The sequence below is a fragment of the Phycicoccus sp. 3266 genome (assembly GCF_031456495.1).
Taxonomy (GTDB): Bacteria; Actinomycetota; Actinomycetes; order Actinomycetales; family Dermatophilaceae; genus Pedococcus.
Map to the genome: position 1 here is coordinate 929,647 of NZ_JAVDUW010000001.1, position 15,915 is coordinate 945,561.

The window sequence follows — 15,915 nt, forward strand, 5'->3', positions numbered from 1 at the left end:
GGGGACCTGCGCGGCCTTGAACAAGTCCATACGTTCCGCACGGCCCGGGGGTCCTCCCCGAGCGGTAGCGTCCGAAGCGTGCGGCAGCGTGCCGCGGGAGAGCAGGACGACATGGCTGAGTTGTCACGGCTGCCGGGACCCGTCGCCGATCTGTGGGAGTGGCAGCTGCAGGGCTCCTGCCGCCAGAGCAACCCCGACGTCTTCTTCCATCCCGAGGGTGAGCGCGGGCCCGCCCGCCGGTCCCGGGACTCCGAGGCCAAGCAGGTCTGCCTCGGCTGCCCGGTCCTGGCCCAGTGCCGCGAGCACGCCCTGCGGGTGCGCGAGCCGTACGGCGTGTGGGGTGCGATGACCGAGGACGAGCGCGAGGCGCACTACGCCGGACACGCGGCCCCCGCGGCCAGCTGACGCTCCTAGACTCGAGGGCGTGAGCCTGCTCGAGATCCCGATCCGTGACGAGTCCATCCGGCTCGGCCAGCTGCTCAAGCTCGCCGGCGTGGTCGAGGACGGCGCCATGGCACGGGCGGTGGTCGAGAACGGCGAGGTCCTGCTCGACGGCGCCGTCTGCCTGCGCCGCGGCACCCAGGTGCGTCCCGGCCAGACCGTGGAGTATGCCGGGGAGTCCATCCAGGTGGTCGGCCCCGCCTAGCTGGACATCGCACCTAGCGGTAGGAGACGTCGAGCCCGGTGCTGACCATCGCGGCGGACGCCGGGCCGAGCCGGAGCCACTCTCCGCGGTCGAAGTCGACGCCGAGCTGCTCCGGGCACGCCCCCGCGAGGTCCACGACCCGGCCGCTCGTGGTCCGGGCCCGGATGACGAACAGGCCGTTGGAGGGCCGGCACGGCGGTCGCGCCCGGCGGGTGGAGCCGTGCGTCGCGAGCTCGGCGTCGAGCTGGGCCACCTGTGACTGCGCCAGGACCAGCCTCGTGACGGGGCGCATCCTGGGGACCCGGCCGCTCACCGGCAGCGGGTGCAGGCACAGGGTCGCCAGGTCGAAACGCGTCCCGCGCGGAAGCGGCTCGGCCGGCGACGCGGCCGGCTGCAGGTCGAAGACCGGCGGGCAGGTGAGGAAGCCGTCGTCCCAGCGCGACTGGGCGCGCACGGTGTCCTGCTCCGCCTCGGCGCGGTAGAAGCTGTCGAGGGCGGGCCACCCGTTGCAGCGCAGGCTCTCGTTCGCATAGGTCGCGACGTGGCCGTCGGACGACTCGACGACCACTCGGAAGGCAGGTCCCTGGGGGACGTCGCCGCAGCCCGACCCGGCATCCCGCCTCGCGATGGAGATCATCGCGACCGCCCGGGCGTCCGTCACGGGCTGCGACGGGGGCAGGTAGCCGGTCCAGACCGAGTCGTCGTCGGTCCGGGCGCACACCACGACCGCGACCACCGGGTTGCCGGGCGCCCCGAGCCCCGACCCGGGCGGCACGGAAGGTGCGTCCTGGCGCCGCTCGCAGTCCGAGGAACCGAGCGCCGTGCGGGACGGCGTGGGAGCCGACGTGGGGGGTGCCGGTGCCCCCAGCCTGGGTGCGGCCACGGAGGCCGCCACGGCGGCGGCACCCAACAGGACCACGGCGGCCCCGGCCCACCCGACGAGCCGTCGAGCCCTCGGCGGGCGCCGGACCGGCACCCCGGTGAGCCCGTCGAGGGATGGATCCGCCGGGGCGAGGCGGTCCAGGGCGGCGGCGAGCGCCGGCTCGTCGAGCCCGGTGGTCGCGGCCAGCGAACCGACGGCGCCCTCGCGGCGACGGCGCGCGGCTGCCACGGGTTCGTCGAGCGCCGCGGCGAGCCGGGCGTCGGCGAGCCCGTCGAACAGCGCCAGGACCACCCGCGCGCGGTCGGCGGGCGCGAGGTCCATCAGCGCCTGGAGCACCTCACGGTCCCCCGCCGGCGGGGCCGGGAGCTGCCGTTGCCCTGGCCGGCCCGGCCGACCGTGGCCGTGCCGGTGCAGGTCGACGAGCACCCGCCGCAGCTCGACGTCGTACGAGCCCGCACCGACCTCGGCCAGGTGGGCCCACCGCGGCCAGGCCCGCGCGAGCGTCGCCCCCACGAGCCGGCGTGCACCCTCGTCGCTGCCGGTGAGCAGCCAGGCGGTGCGGAGCAGGTCGACGCCACGGGCCTCGACGTACTCCTCGAAGCCCGGCGCGGACGCATACCGCTCCATCGCGACCACCTAGCCGGTGCGCCCGCACACCCCGTGGCACCCGGGCGACCTCCCCAATGTCGCACACGGTCCGGGCGCTGTGCAGGGACGGACAGGGGAAGCCCGGGACGCCGGACGGGGCCGGGCACGGCGAGGGCCCGCCCCCACCGTGGTGGGAGCGGGCCCTCGCGAACCGGGAAGGCGGCTGGCTCAGTGGCCGTGGCCGTGTCCGTGACCGCCTGCGGCCTCGGGCTCGTCTTCCTTCTTCTCCACGACGAGGGTGTCGGTGGTCAGGACCATCGACGCGATCGAGGCGGCGTTGCGCAGGGCGGAGCGGGTGACCTTGACCGGGTCGATGACGCCGGCCTTGACCAGGTCGACGTACTCGCCGGTGGCCGCGTTGAGGCCGTTGCCGACCTCGAGCTCGCGCACCTTGGAGACGGCGACGTAGCCCTCCATGCCGGCGTTCTCGGCGATCCAGCGCAGCGGCTCGGCCGCGGCCTTGGCCACGATCGCGGCGCCGACCTTCTCGTCGTCCTCGAGGCCGAGGCCCTCGATGACCGAGGAGGCGTGGACGAGGGCGGAGCCGCCACCGGCGACGATGCCCTCCTCGATGGCCGCGCGGGTCGCGGAGATCGCGTCCTCGATGCGGTGCTTCTTCTCCTTGAGCTCCACCTCGGTGTGGGCGCCGACCTTGATGACGCAGACGCCGCCGGCGAGCTTGGCGAGGCGCTCCTGGAGCTTCTCGCGGTCCCAGTCGGAGTCGGTGCGCTCGATCTCGGCCTTGATCTGGTTGACCCGGCCGGTGACGTCGTCGGCCGAGCCCGCCCCGTCGATGATCGTGGTGGTGTCCTTGGTGACGACGACGCGGCGGGCCTGGCCCAGCACGTCGAGGTCGGCCTGGTCGAGCTTGAGGCCGACCTCCTCGGAGATGACCTGGCCACCGGTGAGGACGGCCATGTCCTGCAGCATCGCCTTGCGGCGGTCGCCGAAGCCGGGCGCCTTGACGGCCACGACGTTGAACGTGCCGCGGATCTTGTTGACGACCAGGGTCGACAGCGCCTCGCCGTCGATGTCCTCGGCGATGATCAGCAGCGGCTTGCCGCTCTTGACGACCTTCTCCAGGACCGGCAGGACGTCGGCGATCGCGGAGATCTTGCCCTGGTTGATGAGGACGTAGGCGTCCTCGATCACGGCCTCCATGCGCTCGGCGTCGGAGATGAAGTAGGGCGAGATGTAGCCCTTGTCGAACTGCATGCCCTCGGTGAACTCGAGCTCGGTCGTCGCGGTCGAGGACTCCTCGACGGTGATGACGCCGTCCTTGCCGACCTTGTCGAAGGCGTCGGCGATGGTCGACCCGATGGTCTGGTCCTGCGCGGAGAGCGCGGCGACCTGGGCGATCTCGTCCTTGCCCTCGATCTCGCGGGCGACCTTGAGCAGCTGGTCGGACACGGCCTCGACGGCCTTGTCGATACCGCGCTTGAGGCCGGACGGGGCGGCACCGGCGGCGACGTTGCGCAGGCCCTCCTTGACCATGGCCTGGGCGAGCACGGTGGCGGTGGTGGTGCCGTCACCCGCGACGTCGTTCGTCTTTGTGGCGACCTCCTTGGCGAGCTGGGCGCCGAGGTTCTCGTAGGCGTCCTCGAGCTCGACCTCACGGGCGATGGTGACACCGTCGTTCGTGATGGTGGGGGCGCCCCACTTCTTGTCAATGACGACGTTGCGGCCCTTGGGGCCGAGCGTCACCTTGACGGCGTTCGCGAGCGCGTCGACACCGCGCTCGAGCGACTTGCGAGCGGAGTCGTTGAACTCCAGCGTCTTGGCCATGAAAGTCCTTCGTTCTCAGTGAAGTTCGGCGGTATGCCGAGCTGCCGGCATAGGCGGGAAGGGTGCGTTGCGCACAACGCAGCACGCCCCGCGCGCGACCCCAGCGGGGCCCGCCGGGGCGTGCTGTGTGTGGTGCGTCGTCAGCCGACGACGGCGAGGACGTCGCGCGCGGAGAGGATGAGGTACTCCTCGCCGCCGTGCTTGATCTCGGTGCCGCCGTACTTGCTGTAGATCACGCGGTCGCCGACGGTGACGTCGAGCGGGATGCGGTTGCCGTGGTCGTCGATGCGACCGGGACCGATCGCGAGGACCTCGCCCTCCTGGGGCTTCTCCTTCGCGGTGTCCGGGATGACGAGGCCGGACGCGGTGGTCTGCTCGGCCTCGACGCTCTTGACGACGATGCGGTCTTCGAGCGGCTTGATGGAAACCGACACGATGGTGACCTCCCCTTCGGGAATGTCGGAGTGGACAGGTGGATGCTGTGCGTCGCAGTCGTTCGGCCGCCGTCGCGGGGGTCGGCCTGGCTCCTGCGTTAGCACTCGGCGAACCGGAGTGCCAACGGCAAATCTAGGCACCGTGTTAGCACTCGGTCAACTCGAGTGCCAACCTGTGTGGCGCCGTTCGCCGAGGGCGGACGGCGGCCGGCCGGCCACCGCGCGGCCGACACCGAAATGCGGTTGCCGGTGCGGGCCGCCCACGGGCAGGGTCAGGGCCGTGACCGACCCCGTGAGCACGCCGCCCCACTCCCCTCTCGCCGACGCCCCCGGGGCCGCTGCGGACCCCGCCGCCCTGCTGCGCGCGTACGACGAGCAGCTGCGCGTCGAGGTCGCCTCGGCCGTCGGGGTCGAGCGGATCGGGCCGCTGCACTGCGCCACCTACCTTGGCGGCCGCGGCTTCATCACCTACCGGAGCCTGAACGCCGACGGCGAGCCCGCGACCGAGGAGCGCGTCCGCGAGCTCGTCGAGGCGGCGCTGGCGCACTACGAGCAGGACCCGTCGACAGCCCGGGTGGAGTGGAAGACGCGTGGCCACGACCACGCCCCCGGCCTGCACGAGGCCCTGGTGGGCGCCGGCTTCGTGCCGGACGAGCCCGAGTCGGTGATGGTCGGCGAGGCCCGGCTGCTCGCCTACGACGTGGACCTCCCGGAGGGGGTGGTCGTCCGGCAGGTGACCGACGAGGGCGACGTCCGGCGGATGCTGGCGATGCAGGCCGAGGTGTTCGGCGACTCCCCCGAGTTCGCCGCCGAGATCGAGGAGCAGGTCTTCCACCGGCTCCGGACCCGCGACGACATGGAGATGTGGGTGGCGGAGGTCGGCGGCGAGGTCGTGAGCGCCGGCCGGCTCGAGCCGGTCGAGGGCACCGAGTTCGCGGGGATCTGGGGCGGGGCCACCCGCCCCGAGTGGCGCGGCCGCGGCATCTACCGCGCGCTCACGTCGGCCCGCGCACGGTCGGCCCTGCGCCACGGCAAGCGGTACGTCAACAGCGACTCGACCGAGTTCTCCCGCCCCATCCTCGAGCAGTCCGGCCTGGTCAAGGTCACCACCACGACCCCCTACGAGTGGCGCCGCGGCCGCTGACCGACCTCTCGAGCGCGGTAGGGAACAATGCCGCGCATGGACCTGGCCCTGCTGCGACGGCTCACCACCGGTGAGGGGTGGGGCCTGCTCCAGTCGCTCCCGCCGTACGACGAGAAGGAGGCGCTGGCGCTGCAGGACCGGCTGCGCGGTGTGGGCTTCGACGCCGACCTCGTCGCGGCGGCGCTCAACCAGTCGCGTCTGCGCGCCCGGGCGGCGGACAAGTTCGGCGAGTTCGCCCAGGGCATGGTCTTCACCTCCGACGGCCTCGAGCAGGCGACCCGGCTGGACGTCGCGGCGCGGCACGCCCAGCGCTTCCGCCAGGCAGGCATCTCCACCGTCCACGACCTCGGCTGCGGCATCGGCGCCGACGCCATGGCGATGGCCGGCCTCGACCTGCGGGTCCGGGCCATCGACGCCGACGAGGTGACGGCAGCCATCGCCGCGGTCAACCTGCGGCACTGGCCCGACTCGACCGCCGTCCAGGGCCGGGTCGAGGAGTTCGTGCCCCCTGCGGGCGAGGGCGCCCGCGGCGTGGGCGCGTGGCTCGACCCGGCGCGGCGTACGCCCGGGGTCGCCGACGTGCACGGGCGCACCCGCCGTCTCTTCGGTCTCGGGGCCATGTCGCCGAGCTGGGAGCAGGTCCAGGAAGTCGCCCGTGCGCTGCCCGCGACCGGCGTGAAGCTCGCGCCCGCGTTCCCCCACCACGCCCTGCCGGCCGGGGCCGAGGCCCAGTGGACCTCCCTCGCCGGCGAGGTACTGGAGTGCGCCGTCTGGTTCGGTCCGCTGGTCCGGACGCCGGGTCGCACGGCCGCCCTGCTGCGCCCCGGCACAGCCCCGGTCGTCGTGACCGAGTCCGACGCCCCGGAGCACGAGCGGGTCGCGTCGTTGGGCGCGGTGGGCTCGTGGCTCTACGAGCCGGACAAGGCCGTCCTGCGGGCGGGGCTCGTGGGTGCCGTGGCAGCGGCCGTCGACGGGTGCGAGCTCGACGAGGGCGTGGGCTACGTCAGCGCCGACCGGGCTGAGGACGTGCCGTTCGCCCGCCGGTTCGTCGTCGTCGAGGCGATGCCGTTCAACGTCAAGGCGCTGCGCGGGTGGCTGCGCGACCACGGCTTCGACCGGCTGACCGTCAAGAAGCGTGGCGTGTCCGTCGACGCGGACCTGCTGCGCCGCCAGCTGCGCCTGCCGGCCAAGGGCTCCTCCGAGGCGACCGTCGTCCTGACCCGCGTGCGCAGCAACCAGGTGGCCCTCATCGTCCGCCCCGCCTGAGTCGACCCCGCCGGGACCCGCAGCAAACTCGTCCGTCCACAGGCGCCCCCACGGTTCCCCTCACGTCCACAGCGACTCGCCGTGACCTCTTTGTGACCTGGCAGGGCCTTCGGTACGGTGACCGCTGGTCCCCCCCCGCCAACCAGGAACTGCCACCCCATGCCCGACCAGCCCACCCGCTCCGGCCGCCACCGCGCGCCCGCCGCGCCCCGACCCCTGCCGCGGCCCCTGCTGTTCGCCCTCCTGCGCCCGACCCGCGCCGGCCTGCTCAAGACCACCGGTGGCCTGGTCGCCGCGGTCGGCGCCCTGAGCGCGTGGTCCGGTCCGATGACGGCGGCGCCCGTCTTCGACCTGGCCGACGCCCCACGCCCCGTCGCCGCCACCACGGTCCGGGCCCCGGAGACCGCCCTGACCGCGCCGCAGACCTACGGCCTCATCGGCTTCGCCGCGACGCCACGTCGCGGCACCTCCGCCTCCCCCACGAAGGCCGCGTCGGCGGACCGCGCCGACAAGGCCGCCTCCCGTGGCATCCGGCGCACGGGCCTGACCCCGGAGCTGGGGCTGACCCAGCACGGACTCGTCGTCCTCAACGCGATCCGCGACCACTTCCCCGAGATCCACAGCTACGGCGGCTTCCGGGCCGGCGACATGGACCACGGCACCGGCAACGCCGTCGACACGATGATCAGCTCGAAGGCGCAGGGCGACGCGGTCGCGGCCTACGTCATGGAGCACGCCGCCGAGCTCGACGTGAAGTACGTCATCTGGTACCAGCGGATCTGGTACCCCAGCAGCGGCACGTGGAAGGCCATGTCCGACCGCGGCAGCCCCACCGCCAACCACATGGACCACGTCCACGTCTCGGTGAACTGACCCCGGCCCCCTAGAGCCCCGGGTCCGGCTGGGCACCGAGCCGGCGCACCGCGTCGGCACCGGCCTCGGACGCCCGCGCCACCGCCCCGGCCCGGTCGGCCCCGCCCGCGAGCGCGGCGGCCAGGGCGCCGCAGAAGGCGTCCCCCGCGCCGGTGGTGTCCACCACCTCGCCCGCGGGCACAGCGACACCCTCGTGCCGCACCCCGTCCCACGAGCAGCCCGCTGCCCCGAACGTCACGAGCAGCGACCCGGGCAGCACGTCACCGTCGGCGAGCAGCATCGCCTCGTGCTCGTTGACCACGAGCGGGTCGGCGAGCGCGGCCACGTCGTGCGGCAGGGCGGCATACGGCGCGGCGTTGACGACCACCCGCACACCGCGGGCGTGCGCCGCCCGCGCGGTCGCCGCGACGACGTCCAGCGGCACCTCGAGCTGGAGCAGCAGGACGTCGCCGGCTCCCCACCCGTCGAGGTCCGGCGTGGTGGCGCGCGAGTTGGCGCCGGGGACGACGACGATCGCGTTCTCGCCGTCGCCGTCCACCGTGACCCAGGCCTGGCCCGTGGCCACGCCCGGCACGACGCGCACCTGGGCCACGTCGACGCCCCGCTCCCGCAGGCGGTCGAGGTATGCCGTGCCGGCGCCGTCGTCGCCGACCGCGCCGGCCATCGCCACCGAGGCACCGGCCTCCGCCGCTGCCACCGCCTGGTTGCCGCCCTTGCCCCCGGCGAACCGGCGCAGGTCCGGGTCGGCGAGCACGGTCTCCCCCGGCCGTGGGTGCCGCTCGACGGACGCGACGAGGTCGACGTTCAGGGAGCCGAGGACGAGGACGCGCCCCATCAGGCCAGGCCGCCGGTGACCGTGTCGAACCAGAGCGTGGCGTAGCGCCGGCCGTCGACCTCGAGGCAGACGTCGATCGTGGACCGCGCGCGGCCGTGCGGGTCGTGGGTGAGGTCGCGGCTCCAGTCGCGGCGGTCGACGATCGTGCGCCCGCGCGACCAGGTGCCGGCGAGCTCGACGCGCACGGGCAGGGTGGCGCGGGTGACACCGGCCGGCTCGATGACGGCGCACACGGCACCGGCGTCGCCGATGGTCGCGGAGTCGCCCCCGAAACGGTCGCACTGGAAGGCGATGAGCCGCGCCGCGAGGTCCGCTCCGTCCCCGGCGGCCGCGTCGAGCAGCGGCTGGACGGACGCCCGGGAGACACGGGGCTCGTAGAACACGTCGAGGCCGTACATCGTGACGGGGATGCCGAGGTCGGCGCAGGCGTCGAGGACGATCGCGGCCGCCTCGGGGTCGTGGAAGACGTTGAACTCGGCGGACGCGGTGGCGTTCCCCTCGGCCGCGGCGCCGCCCATGAACACGACCTCGCGCAGGCCGGCGGCGACCTGCGGGTAGGTCCGCAGCAGGAGAGCGACGTTCGTCAGGGGTGCCAGCGGTACGAGGGTGACGCGCTCGGCCGGGTCGCGCGTCGCCGCGGCCGCGAGGAGCACGTCGCGCAGCAGCTCCACGGCGTGGCGGGGGTCCGGCTCGCGCGTGGACCTTGGCCAGCCGAGGTCCCCCATGCCGTCCCGACCGTGCACGTGCCGGGCGTCGACCGGGTCCTCGAGCAGCGGCAGCGCCGCCCCGGCCGCGACCGGGACGTCCTGGCGGCCGACGACGTCGAGCACCGTCAGGGTGTTCGTCACGACCGTGTCCAGCGGGGCGTTGCCACCGACGCAGGTCACGGCCCGCAGGTCGAGGGCAGGGTGCTGCGCCGCGAGCAGCAGGGCGCACGCGTCGTCGACGCCCGTGTCCACGTCCAGCACGACCGGCAGAGCCATGCGGCGATCCTGCCAGAGCAGCTCCGGCGGACGCCGGTCCGGTCGGTGCCGGTCCGGTCGGTGCCGGTCCGGTCGGTGCCGGTTCGGTCGGCAGCCCGCGCCGGGATAGGTTCGTGGGATGACCTGGACGCGCCGGACCCGACCGTTCCGGGCCGTCGGCGCGACAGTGCTTGCCCTCGTCCTGGCCGCGGGGTGCACGAGCGGGAGCGGTGGCGGCTCGGGCACCACGACGGCCTCGAGCGCTCCGTCGAGCCCCGGCTCCACGACCCCGGGAACGACGACCACGGGTACGCCGAGCCGTACGTCACCACCGAGCTCCTCCACGACGACGGCCGCCCCGTCCTGCGGCACCCGCCTCGCCGCGAAGCTCACACCCGCGCAGCGCGCCGGCCAGCTGCTCATGGTCGGGCTGCAGCCCACCGGCAGCTCGCGGGCGCTCGCCGCCCAGGTGCGGCGCCAGGGGCTGGGCGGGGTGATCTACCTCGGGGGCTGGACCTCCGGCTCGGCAAGCGTGCGGGTGGTCTCCGAGCGGCTGCAGGCCGCGGCCGGGGGCGACCTGCTCGTCGCCGCCGACCAGGAGGGCGGGCAGGTCCAGCAGCTGCGCGGCCCGGGCTTCACCCGCATGCCGTCCGCCCGCACCCAGGCGACCACCTCGGCGGCGACCGAGCAGCGCAACGTCACGACCTGGTCGCGCGAGCTGCTGCGCGCCGGGGTCAACCTCAACCTCGCCCCCGTCGCCGACACCGTCCCGACCTCGCTCGGCGCGGCGAACCAGCCGATCGGGCGCTACCGCCGGGACTTCGCCCCCGGCTCGCCCACCACCAACGCGACGTATGCCGCGGCCTTCGTCCGTGGCTCCCTCGCCGCCGGGGTCGCGCCCACCGCCAAGCACTTCCCCGGGCTGGGGCGCGTCACCGGCAACACCGACGTCACGACCGTGGGCACGACCGACTCCACGACCGACCGCAACGACCCCTACCTCGCACCCTTCCGGGCCTCGATCGCGGCCGGGGCGCCGCTGGTCATGATCTCCTCGGCGCGCTACCCGCGCATCGACCCCGACAACCGGGCGATGTTCTCCAGGGCCGTGGTCACCGGGCTGCTGCGGGGCGAGCTGGGGTTCGACGGTGTCGTCATCACCGACGACGTCGGTGCCGCCCAGGCCGTCGCGGCGATCCCCGTGGGGCAGCGGGCGACCCGCTTCATCGCCGCCGGTGGCGACATCGTGCTGACCGCCGAGGCCGGTCAGGCGTCGACGATGCTGGCCGCCATCGCCGCGAAGCGGAGGGCGAGCCCCGCGTTCGCCGCGCAGGTCGACGCGGCGGCGGCACGCGTGCTCGACCTCAAGGCCGACCTGAAGCTCGTCAGCTGCGACTGACCGCGACCGCTAGGACTGGACCTCGGTCACCGGCATCGAGGAGTCGGCCGGCAGGGCGAGGTCGGAGGGCGTGCGGCCCTTGAGCACCATCTGGGCACCGAGCGAGGCGACCATCGCGCCGTTGTCGGTGCACAGGCCCGGCCGCGGCACCCGCAGCGCGATGCCCGCCTCGTCGCAACGCTCCTGCGCCATCGCCCGCAGCCGCGAGTTGGCGGCCACGCCGCCGCCGATCTGCAGGTTCTCGACGCCGTGCTCCTTGCAGGCGGCGACCGCCTTGCGGGTGAGCACGTCCGTCACGGCCTCCTGGAAGGACGCCGCGACGTCCGCCACCGGCACCGGCTCACCGGCCGCCTCGCGGGCCTGCACCCAGCGGGCGACGGCCGTCTTGAGCCCGGAGAACGAGAAGTCGAACCGGTGGCGCTCGAGGTCCCGGCCGGTGGTCAGGCCACGGGGGAAGTCGATCGCGACCCGGTCGCCCTCACGGGCCGCGCGGTCAATGTGCGGTCCGCCGGGGAACGGCAGGCCGAGCACGCGGGCCACCTTGTCGAAGGCCTCGCCCGCCGCGTCGTCGATCGTCGACCCCAGCGAGGTGATCTCGGAGGTGACGTCGGGGACGAGCAGCAGCGAGGAGTGGCCGCCCGAGACGAGCATCGCCAAGGTCGGCTCGGGCAGCGGGCCGTGCTCGACGATGTCGACGGCGACGTGCGACGCGAGGTGGTTGACGCCGTAGAGCGGCTTGCCCAGGGCGACCGCGAGCGACTTGGCGGCGGCGACGCCGACCATGAGCGCGCCGGCGAGCCCGGGGCCGGAGGTGACCGCGACGGCGTCTAGGTCGGCCAGGCGGACGCCCGCGTCGCGGGTCGCGCGCTCGATCGTCGGGATCATCGCCTCGAGGTGGGCACGGCTGGCGACCTCGGGCACGACGCCACCGAAGCGCGCGTGCTCGTCGACGCTGCTGGCGATCGCGTCCACCAGCAGGTTCTCGCCCCGGACGATGCCGACACCGGTCTCGTCGCAGGACGTCTCGATGCCGAGCACCAGCGGCTGGTCGGCGCTCATGCCGGCACCTCCTCGGTGAGGACGCGACGCATCACGAGGGCGTCCACGTCACCAGGCTGGTAGTAGCGGCGTCGCACCGTGAGCACCTCGAATCCGTTGCTGTCGTAGAGCTTCCGGGCGGGCTCGTTGTCCGCCCTGACCTCGAGCATGAGGTGCTCGGCGCAGTCCGCACGGGCCCGCGCGACGAGCTCCTCGAGCACTGCGCGCCCGAGCCCACGGCCCTGCGCCTCGGGGGCGACGGCCATGGTCATGACGTCGGCGACCTCGCCGCCGAGGTCCAGGCCGCCGTAGGCGACCACGGCCCCCGACGGGTCCTCCTCGACGACGTAGGACCGGCGCGGGCGGCCGGCCAGCTCGGACCACCAGGTGGCCTGCGACCACGCGTCGTCGGGGAACAGCCGCTGCTCGAGGGCGTCGAGCGCGGGGATGTCGGTCCAGTGCACGTCCCTCACCGCCGCGCCCGCTCCGCGGTGGTCAGGGCGTCGGGCCGCCGCAGGTACAACGGCTCGACGGGCATCGGCTCCCCGGCCGCGATCCGGGCGGCGGCCACCTCGGCCAGCACCGCCGCGTCGACGTCGAGGACGTCCACCGCGCGGGGGAACAGGTCGGGGTAGAGCACGGGACCACGACCGGCCGTCGGCAGGGCGCGCAGGTCCTCGGGAAGGTCTGCCGGGCGGTCGACGTGCGGCTCGGTGAGCCGGCGCACGCCGGCCGGCTCCACGGCATACCGGGCCGTGTAGACCTCCTTGCGGCGGGCGTCGGTGGCCACGAGCAGCTCGTCGCCCTCGACGAGGGCGCTCGCCTGCGCGGCGAGGACGTCGAGGCTGCAGACCCCGTGGACGGGTATGCCGCGGGCGTGCCCGAACACCACGCCCGTCACGATGCCCACTCGCAGTCCGGTGAAGGGGCCGGGACCGGTGCCCACCACGACGTCGGTGACGTCGGCGGGGGTGCAGCCGGCCTCGGCCAGGCAGCGCTCGACCAGCGGGCTGACGTGCTCGGTGTGACCGCGGGCGTCGAGGACCGTTGCGGCCGAACGGGTCCCGTCGTCGTCGCGCAGGGCGACGGTGATCGCCGAGGTCGACGTGTCGATCGCGAGCAGCAGCATCAGGCCTCCTGCGCCAGGGCCGCGAGCGCCTCGGTGTCCCAGTGGGACCCGTGCGCGTCGAGCCGCACCGTACGGGTGTCCTCGCCGGTCAGGACCAGCTCGAGCCGGTCGTCCGCGAGGTCCTCGGCCAGGCCGTGGCCCCACTCGACGACCGTCACGGAGTCCTCCAACGAGGCGTCGAGGTCGAGGTCGTCGAGCTCGGCGAACCCGCCGAGCCGGTACGCGTCGACGTGCACGAGGGCCGGGCCACCGACCAGCGAGGGGTGGACGCGCGCGATGACGAAGGTGGGCGACGTGATGGGCCCGCGCACCCCCAGCCCTTCGGCCAGTCCCTGGGTGAGGGTGGTCTTGCCGGCACCGAGCTCCCCGGTCAGTACGACGAGGTCGCCGGCCCGCAGCACGCGGCCGAGCCGCTCGCCCCAGGCGCGGGTGTCCTCGGCGGCGGCGAGGGGCGGGCTTGTGACCGACCAGGACTGCCGGCTGACGGCGGACGACGGCTCAGGCACGACGGGACCTCCGGCGCTGTGCGGGCGTCCGTCGTGCGTCGGCGACCCGGCGCTTCTTGGCCAGGTCGGTGAGGGTGCGGCGGACGCGGGGCTTGCTCTCGACGGGGACGCCGGCCTCGGCCGCGCGCATGCCCCGCTCGATGAGGGAGAGGAACTGCTCGTCGAGCACCTCGGGGTGCTCGAGCATGATGATGTGCCCGGCCTCCTCGACGACGACGTGCTCGGCACCGGGGACGAGCCGCACGATCGCCTCGGAGTGCGCCGGCGGCGTGAGCAGGTCCTGGGCGCCGTTGAGCACGAGCGTCTCGATGCCGTGGAACTGGGCGAGGGCCTTGCGCTTGTCGTGGACGTCGATCGAGGGCAGGAAGTCGGCCATCACCTGCAGCGGCGTGCCCATGATCATGTCCGCCGTGTAGCGCACCGTCTCCGGCGAGACCGGGGAGGCGAAGCTGTACCGCTCGACGATGAGGTCCTCGACCTCGCGGCCGACGCGGCGCGCGGTGTCGACGAGCGTCTGGCGGGTCCCGAGGCGGGACAGCAGGCGGGGTCCGAGACGGCCCAGGACGCGACCGACGAACTGGCCGAACCCCAGCGTCAGCATGTTCTCCCCGCCGGCACTGGTCGCCACGAAGGCAGCGGCGACGACGCGCTCGCGCACCACCTCGGGGAACTGCTCGGCCATGGACATCACGGTCATGCCGCCCATCGAGTGGCCGATGAGCACGAGCGGGCCGTCCGGGACCGTCTCCTGCACGACCCGGTGCAGGTCGCGGCCGAGCTGGTCGATGGTGCAGGACTCCGCCGGGGCGAGCGCCGACCGTCCGTGGCTGCGCTGGTCCCAGAGCACCACGCGGTAGCCGGCCTCGACGAGCGCGCGCCGCTGCAGCACCCAGCTGCGCAGGCTGAGCGTGTACCCGTGCGAGAAGACGACGGTCGGCTTGTCCGCCGAGGCGGCCGCCGGGTTGCCGTCGTCGACCTCGACGTGCAGGCTCACGCCGTCGTCCGCGAGGATCTGCATCTCGCGGTCGGCGGTGTGCGTGTAGGTCCCGTGAGGCGAGAGCACGGACAGCCGCGCCTGCCGCTCCCCCCGGACCTGCCGCGCGGCCACCCCGGCGGCCGTGGCGACGCCGGCCGCGGCCAGCCCGACGCCGAGCCCGACGAGCCCGCGGTTGGCGGGACTCACAGGTCCTCACCCCCGACGTGGACGCGCGGCACGCGGGCCCCGACCCGGGTCACGACCTCGTAGTTGATGGTCCCGGCGGCGACGGCCCAGTCCTGGGCGGTCGGCTCGCCCGAGGCGCCGACGCCGAACAGGACGGCCTCGTCACCCGCCTCGGCAGCGCTGTCGGCGCCGAGGTCGAGCACGAACTGGTCCATGCAGACCCGGCCGGCCACGGCATACCGGCTCCCGCCGACCTGCACCGGTCCCCGGCTGGAGGCGTGGCGCGGGATCCCGTCGGCGTAGCCCATGGGCACGAGGCCCAGGCGCGTCTGCTCGCTCGTCGTGTACGTGTGGCCGTAGGAGATGCCCTGGCCCGCCGGGCAGTCCTTGACCAGCGCGAGCCGGGCCACGAGCCGCATGGCCTCGCGCAGCCCGAAGTCCTCCGGCGCGCCGAGGTCGGGCACCGGCGACAGGCCGTAGACCGAGACGCCGGGGCGCACGAGGTCGTAGTGCGCGGACGGGTTGGTGAGCGTGGCCGCCGAGTTGGCGAGGTGGCGCACCTGGGGGCGTATGCCGGCCTGCTCGAACTGCGTGAGGAGCCCCTCGAAGCGCTCCTGCTGGGCGCGCACGGTCGGGTGCTGCGGCGCGTCGGCGTAGGCGAAGTGGGAGAAGACCCCGACGACCTCGACCGCGCCGTCGGCCTGCGCTCGCGCGACCTCGCCGATGAGGGTGTCGAGGTCGGCGTCCCACGCGCCGTTGCGGCCCAGGCCGGTGTCGACCTTGACGTGGATGCGGGCGGTGCGGCCGGTGGCGGCAGCGGCGTCGAGCGCCTGCTGCAGGGACCACTGGGCGGCGATGCCGAGGTCGATGCCCAGGGCGACCGCCTCGGTGAAGTCCTGCCCCGGCACGTGCAGCCAGGACAGCACCGGGACCTCGATGCCGGCCTGCCGCAGCTCGACGGCCTCGGGCAGCTGGGCGACGCCGAGCCACGTGGCACCCCCGCGAACTGCTGCCCGGGCAGCCGGCACGAGGCCGTGGCCGTACGCGTCGGCCTTGACGACGGCCATGACCTCGGCCGAGCCGGCGCGCTCGCGCAGGGCGGTGACGTTGGCGCTGATCGCCCCCAGGTCGACCTGCGCGCACGCGGGAAACCCCGGCGGAGCCGGGGCGGGAGGGATGCGGGAGGTGGTGTCGCTCATCGGGAT

General features: G+C 74.3%; 17 protein-coding genes. 6 read left to right on the plus strand and 11 right to left on the minus strand.

Annotation, left to right across the window (positions count from 1 at the left end; genetic code table 11):
* Positions 1–111 precede the first annotated feature (111 nt).
* Together J2X64_RS04440 and J2X64_RS04445 are read left to right on the plus strand one after the other, a co-directional pair.
* Positions 112–405: a WhiB family transcriptional regulator gene (locus J2X64_RS04440; protein WP_310150196.1), complete on the plus strand. Its 294-nt coding sequence runs from the start codon at positions 112–114 to the stop codon at positions 403–405.
* 19 nt (positions 406–424) lie between these two features.
* The gene (locus tag J2X64_RS04445; protein WP_310150198.1) at positions 425–646 is read left to right on the plus strand and encodes an RNA-binding S4 domain-containing protein; all 222 of its coding nucleotides are present in this window, start codon (positions 425–427) and stop codon (positions 644–646) included.
* A gap of 13 nt (positions 647–659) precedes the next feature.
* Here the strand turns inward: J2X64_RS04445 and J2X64_RS04450 are convergent, their stop codons facing one another.
* From J2X64_RS04450 to groES, 3 genes are all read right to left on the minus strand, one after another.
* Positions 660–2,156 carry a hypothetical protein gene (locus J2X64_RS04450; RefSeq protein WP_310150201.1) on the minus strand — a complete coding sequence of 499 codons (1,497 nt, stop codon included), beginning with the start codon at positions 2,154–2,156 and terminating at the stop codon, positions 660–662.
* 189 nt (positions 2,157–2,345) lie between these two features.
* Positions 2,346–3,962 carry a chaperonin GroEL gene (gene groL / locus J2X64_RS04455; protein WP_310150204.1) on the minus strand — a complete coding sequence of 539 codons (1,617 nt, stop codon included), beginning with the start codon at positions 3,960–3,962 and terminating at the stop codon, positions 2,346–2,348.
* 140 nt (positions 3,963–4,102) lie between these two features.
* The gene (gene groES, locus J2X64_RS04460; RefSeq protein ID WP_310150207.1) at positions 4,103–4,396 is read right to left on the minus strand and encodes a co-chaperone GroES; all 294 of its coding nucleotides are present in this window, start codon (positions 4,394–4,396) and stop codon (positions 4,103–4,105) included.
* Positions 4,397–4,751: 355 nt separating this feature from the next.
* Between groES and J2X64_RS04465 the strand changes: the two genes are divergently transcribed.
* The 3 genes from J2X64_RS04465 (at position 4,752) to J2X64_RS04475 (ending at position 7,679) form a co-directional block, all read left to right on the plus strand.
* Positions 4,752–5,540 carry a GNAT family N-acetyltransferase gene (locus tag J2X64_RS04465; protein WP_310153123.1) on the plus strand — a complete coding sequence of 263 codons (789 nt, stop codon included), beginning with the start codon at positions 4,752–4,754 and terminating at the stop codon, positions 5,538–5,540.
* A gap of 36 nt (positions 5,541–5,576) precedes the next feature.
* Complete coding sequence (locus J2X64_RS04470) at positions 5,577–6,806, plus strand: THUMP-like domain-containing protein (RefSeq protein WP_310150209.1); 1,230 nt, start codon at positions 5,577–5,579, stop codon at positions 6,804–6,806.
* 159 nt (positions 6,807–6,965) lie between these two features.
* Entirely contained in the window at positions 6,966–7,679 is a 714-nt protein-coding gene (locus tag J2X64_RS04475; protein ID WP_310150212.1) for a hypothetical protein, read from the plus strand.
* A 10-nt stretch (positions 7,680–7,689) separates the two neighbouring features.
* Here the strand turns inward: J2X64_RS04475 and J2X64_RS04480 are convergent, their stop codons facing one another.
* Positions 7,690–8,514: a PfkB family carbohydrate kinase gene (locus J2X64_RS04480; RefSeq protein ID WP_310150215.1), complete on the minus strand. Its 825-nt coding sequence runs from the start codon at positions 8,512–8,514 to the stop codon at positions 7,690–7,692.
* Positions 8,514–9,497, minus strand: coding sequence for a nucleoside hydrolase (locus J2X64_RS04485; protein ID WP_310150216.1), 984 nt, complete (start codon positions 9,495–9,497; stop codon positions 8,514–8,516). Before J2X64_RS04485 ends, J2X64_RS04480 begins: the two co-directional genes overlap by 1 nt.
* Before the next feature lie 118 nt (positions 9,498–9,615).
* On the opposite strand from J2X64_RS04485, the gene J2X64_RS04490 reads away from it, so the two are divergent.
* A complete protein-coding gene (locus J2X64_RS04490) occupies positions 9,616–10,875 on the plus strand; it encodes a glycoside hydrolase family 3 N-terminal domain-containing protein (protein WP_310150218.1) in 1,260 nt (419 codons plus the stop codon).
* 9 nt (positions 10,876–10,884) lie between these two features.
* On the opposite strand, the gene tsaD is transcribed toward J2X64_RS04490, so the two are convergent.
* From tsaD to alr, 6 genes are read right to left on the minus strand one after another with little or no spacing between them, the layout of a single operon-like run.
* Positions 10,885–11,934 carry a tRNA (adenosine(37)-N6)-threonylcarbamoyltransferase complex transferase subunit TsaD gene (gene tsaD, locus J2X64_RS04495; RefSeq protein ID WP_310150220.1) on the minus strand — a complete coding sequence of 350 codons (1,050 nt, stop codon included), beginning with the start codon at positions 11,932–11,934 and terminating at the stop codon, positions 10,885–10,887.
* Positions 11,931–12,386 (minus strand): ribosomal protein S18-alanine N-acetyltransferase, encoded by a 456-nt coding sequence (gene rimI, locus J2X64_RS04500; protein WP_310150223.1) that lies wholly within the window; start codon positions 12,384–12,386, stop codon positions 11,931–11,933. The genes tsaD and rimI overlap by 4 nt, the downstream gene beginning before the upstream one ends.
* Positions 12,383–13,042, minus strand: coding sequence for a tRNA (adenosine(37)-N6)-threonylcarbamoyltransferase complex dimerization subunit type 1 TsaB (gene tsaB, locus J2X64_RS04505; protein WP_310150226.1), 660 nt, complete (start codon positions 13,040–13,042; stop codon positions 12,383–12,385). The genes rimI and tsaB overlap by 4 nt, the downstream gene beginning before the upstream one ends.
* Positions 13,042–13,548, minus strand: coding sequence for a tRNA (adenosine(37)-N6)-threonylcarbamoyltransferase complex ATPase subunit type 1 TsaE (tsaE, locus tag J2X64_RS04510; protein WP_310150231.1), 507 nt, complete (start codon positions 13,546–13,548; stop codon positions 13,042–13,044). Before tsaE ends, tsaB begins: the two co-directional genes overlap by 1 nt.
* Positions 13,541–14,731, minus strand: coding sequence for an alpha/beta hydrolase (locus tag J2X64_RS04515; protein WP_310150234.1), 1,191 nt, complete (start codon positions 14,729–14,731; stop codon positions 13,541–13,543). The genes tsaE and J2X64_RS04515 overlap by 8 nt, the downstream gene beginning before the upstream one ends.
* Positions 14,728–15,909 carry an alanine racemase gene (gene alr / locus J2X64_RS04520; protein WP_310150237.1) on the minus strand — a complete coding sequence of 394 codons (1,182 nt, stop codon included), beginning with the start codon at positions 15,907–15,909 and terminating at the stop codon, positions 14,728–14,730. Before alr ends, J2X64_RS04515 begins: the two co-directional genes overlap by 4 nt.
* Positions 15,910–15,915: the final 6 nt, after the last annotated feature.

Excerpts from the sequence above, each read along its gene's own strand:
- J2X64_RS04440 (WP_310150196.1), top strand. The coding sequence starts at position 112 with ATGGCTGAGTTGTCACGGCTGCCGGGACCCGTCGCCGATCTGTGGGAG.
- J2X64_RS04450 (WP_310150201.1), bottom strand. The coding sequence starts at position 2,156 with ATGGAGCGGTATGCGTCCGCGCCGGGCTTCGAGGAGTACGTCGAGGCC.
- groL (WP_310150204.1), bottom strand. The coding sequence starts at position 3,962 with ATGGCCAAGACGCTGGAGTTCAACGACTCCGCTCGCAAGTCGCTCGAG.
- J2X64_RS04470 (WP_310150209.1), top strand. The coding sequence starts at position 5,577 with ATGGACCTGGCCCTGCTGCGACGGCTCACCACCGGTGAGGGGTGGGGC.
- J2X64_RS04475 (WP_310150212.1), top strand. The coding sequence starts at position 6,966 with ATGCCCGACCAGCCCACCCGCTCCGGCCGCCACCGCGCGCCCGCCGCG.
- J2X64_RS04480 (WP_310150215.1), bottom strand. The coding sequence starts at position 8,514 with ATGGGGCGCGTCCTCGTCCTCGGCTCCCTGAACGTCGACCTCGTCGCG.
- J2X64_RS04485 (WP_310150216.1), bottom strand. The coding sequence starts at position 9,497 with ATGGCTCTGCCGGTCGTGCTGGACGTGGACACGGGCGTCGACGACGCG.
- J2X64_RS04490 (WP_310150218.1), top strand. The coding sequence starts at position 9,616 with ATGACCTGGACGCGCCGGACCCGACCGTTCCGGGCCGTCGGCGCGACA.
- tsaD (WP_310150220.1), bottom strand. The coding sequence starts at position 11,934 with ATGAGCGCCGACCAGCCGCTGGTGCTCGGCATCGAGACGTCCTGCGAC.
- tsaB (WP_310150226.1), bottom strand. The coding sequence starts at position 13,042 with ATGCTGCTGCTCGCGATCGACACGTCGACCTCGGCGATCACCGTCGCC.
- alr (WP_310150237.1), bottom strand. The coding sequence starts at position 15,909 with ATGAGCGACACCACCTCCCGCATCCCTCCCGCCCCGGCTCCGCCGGGG.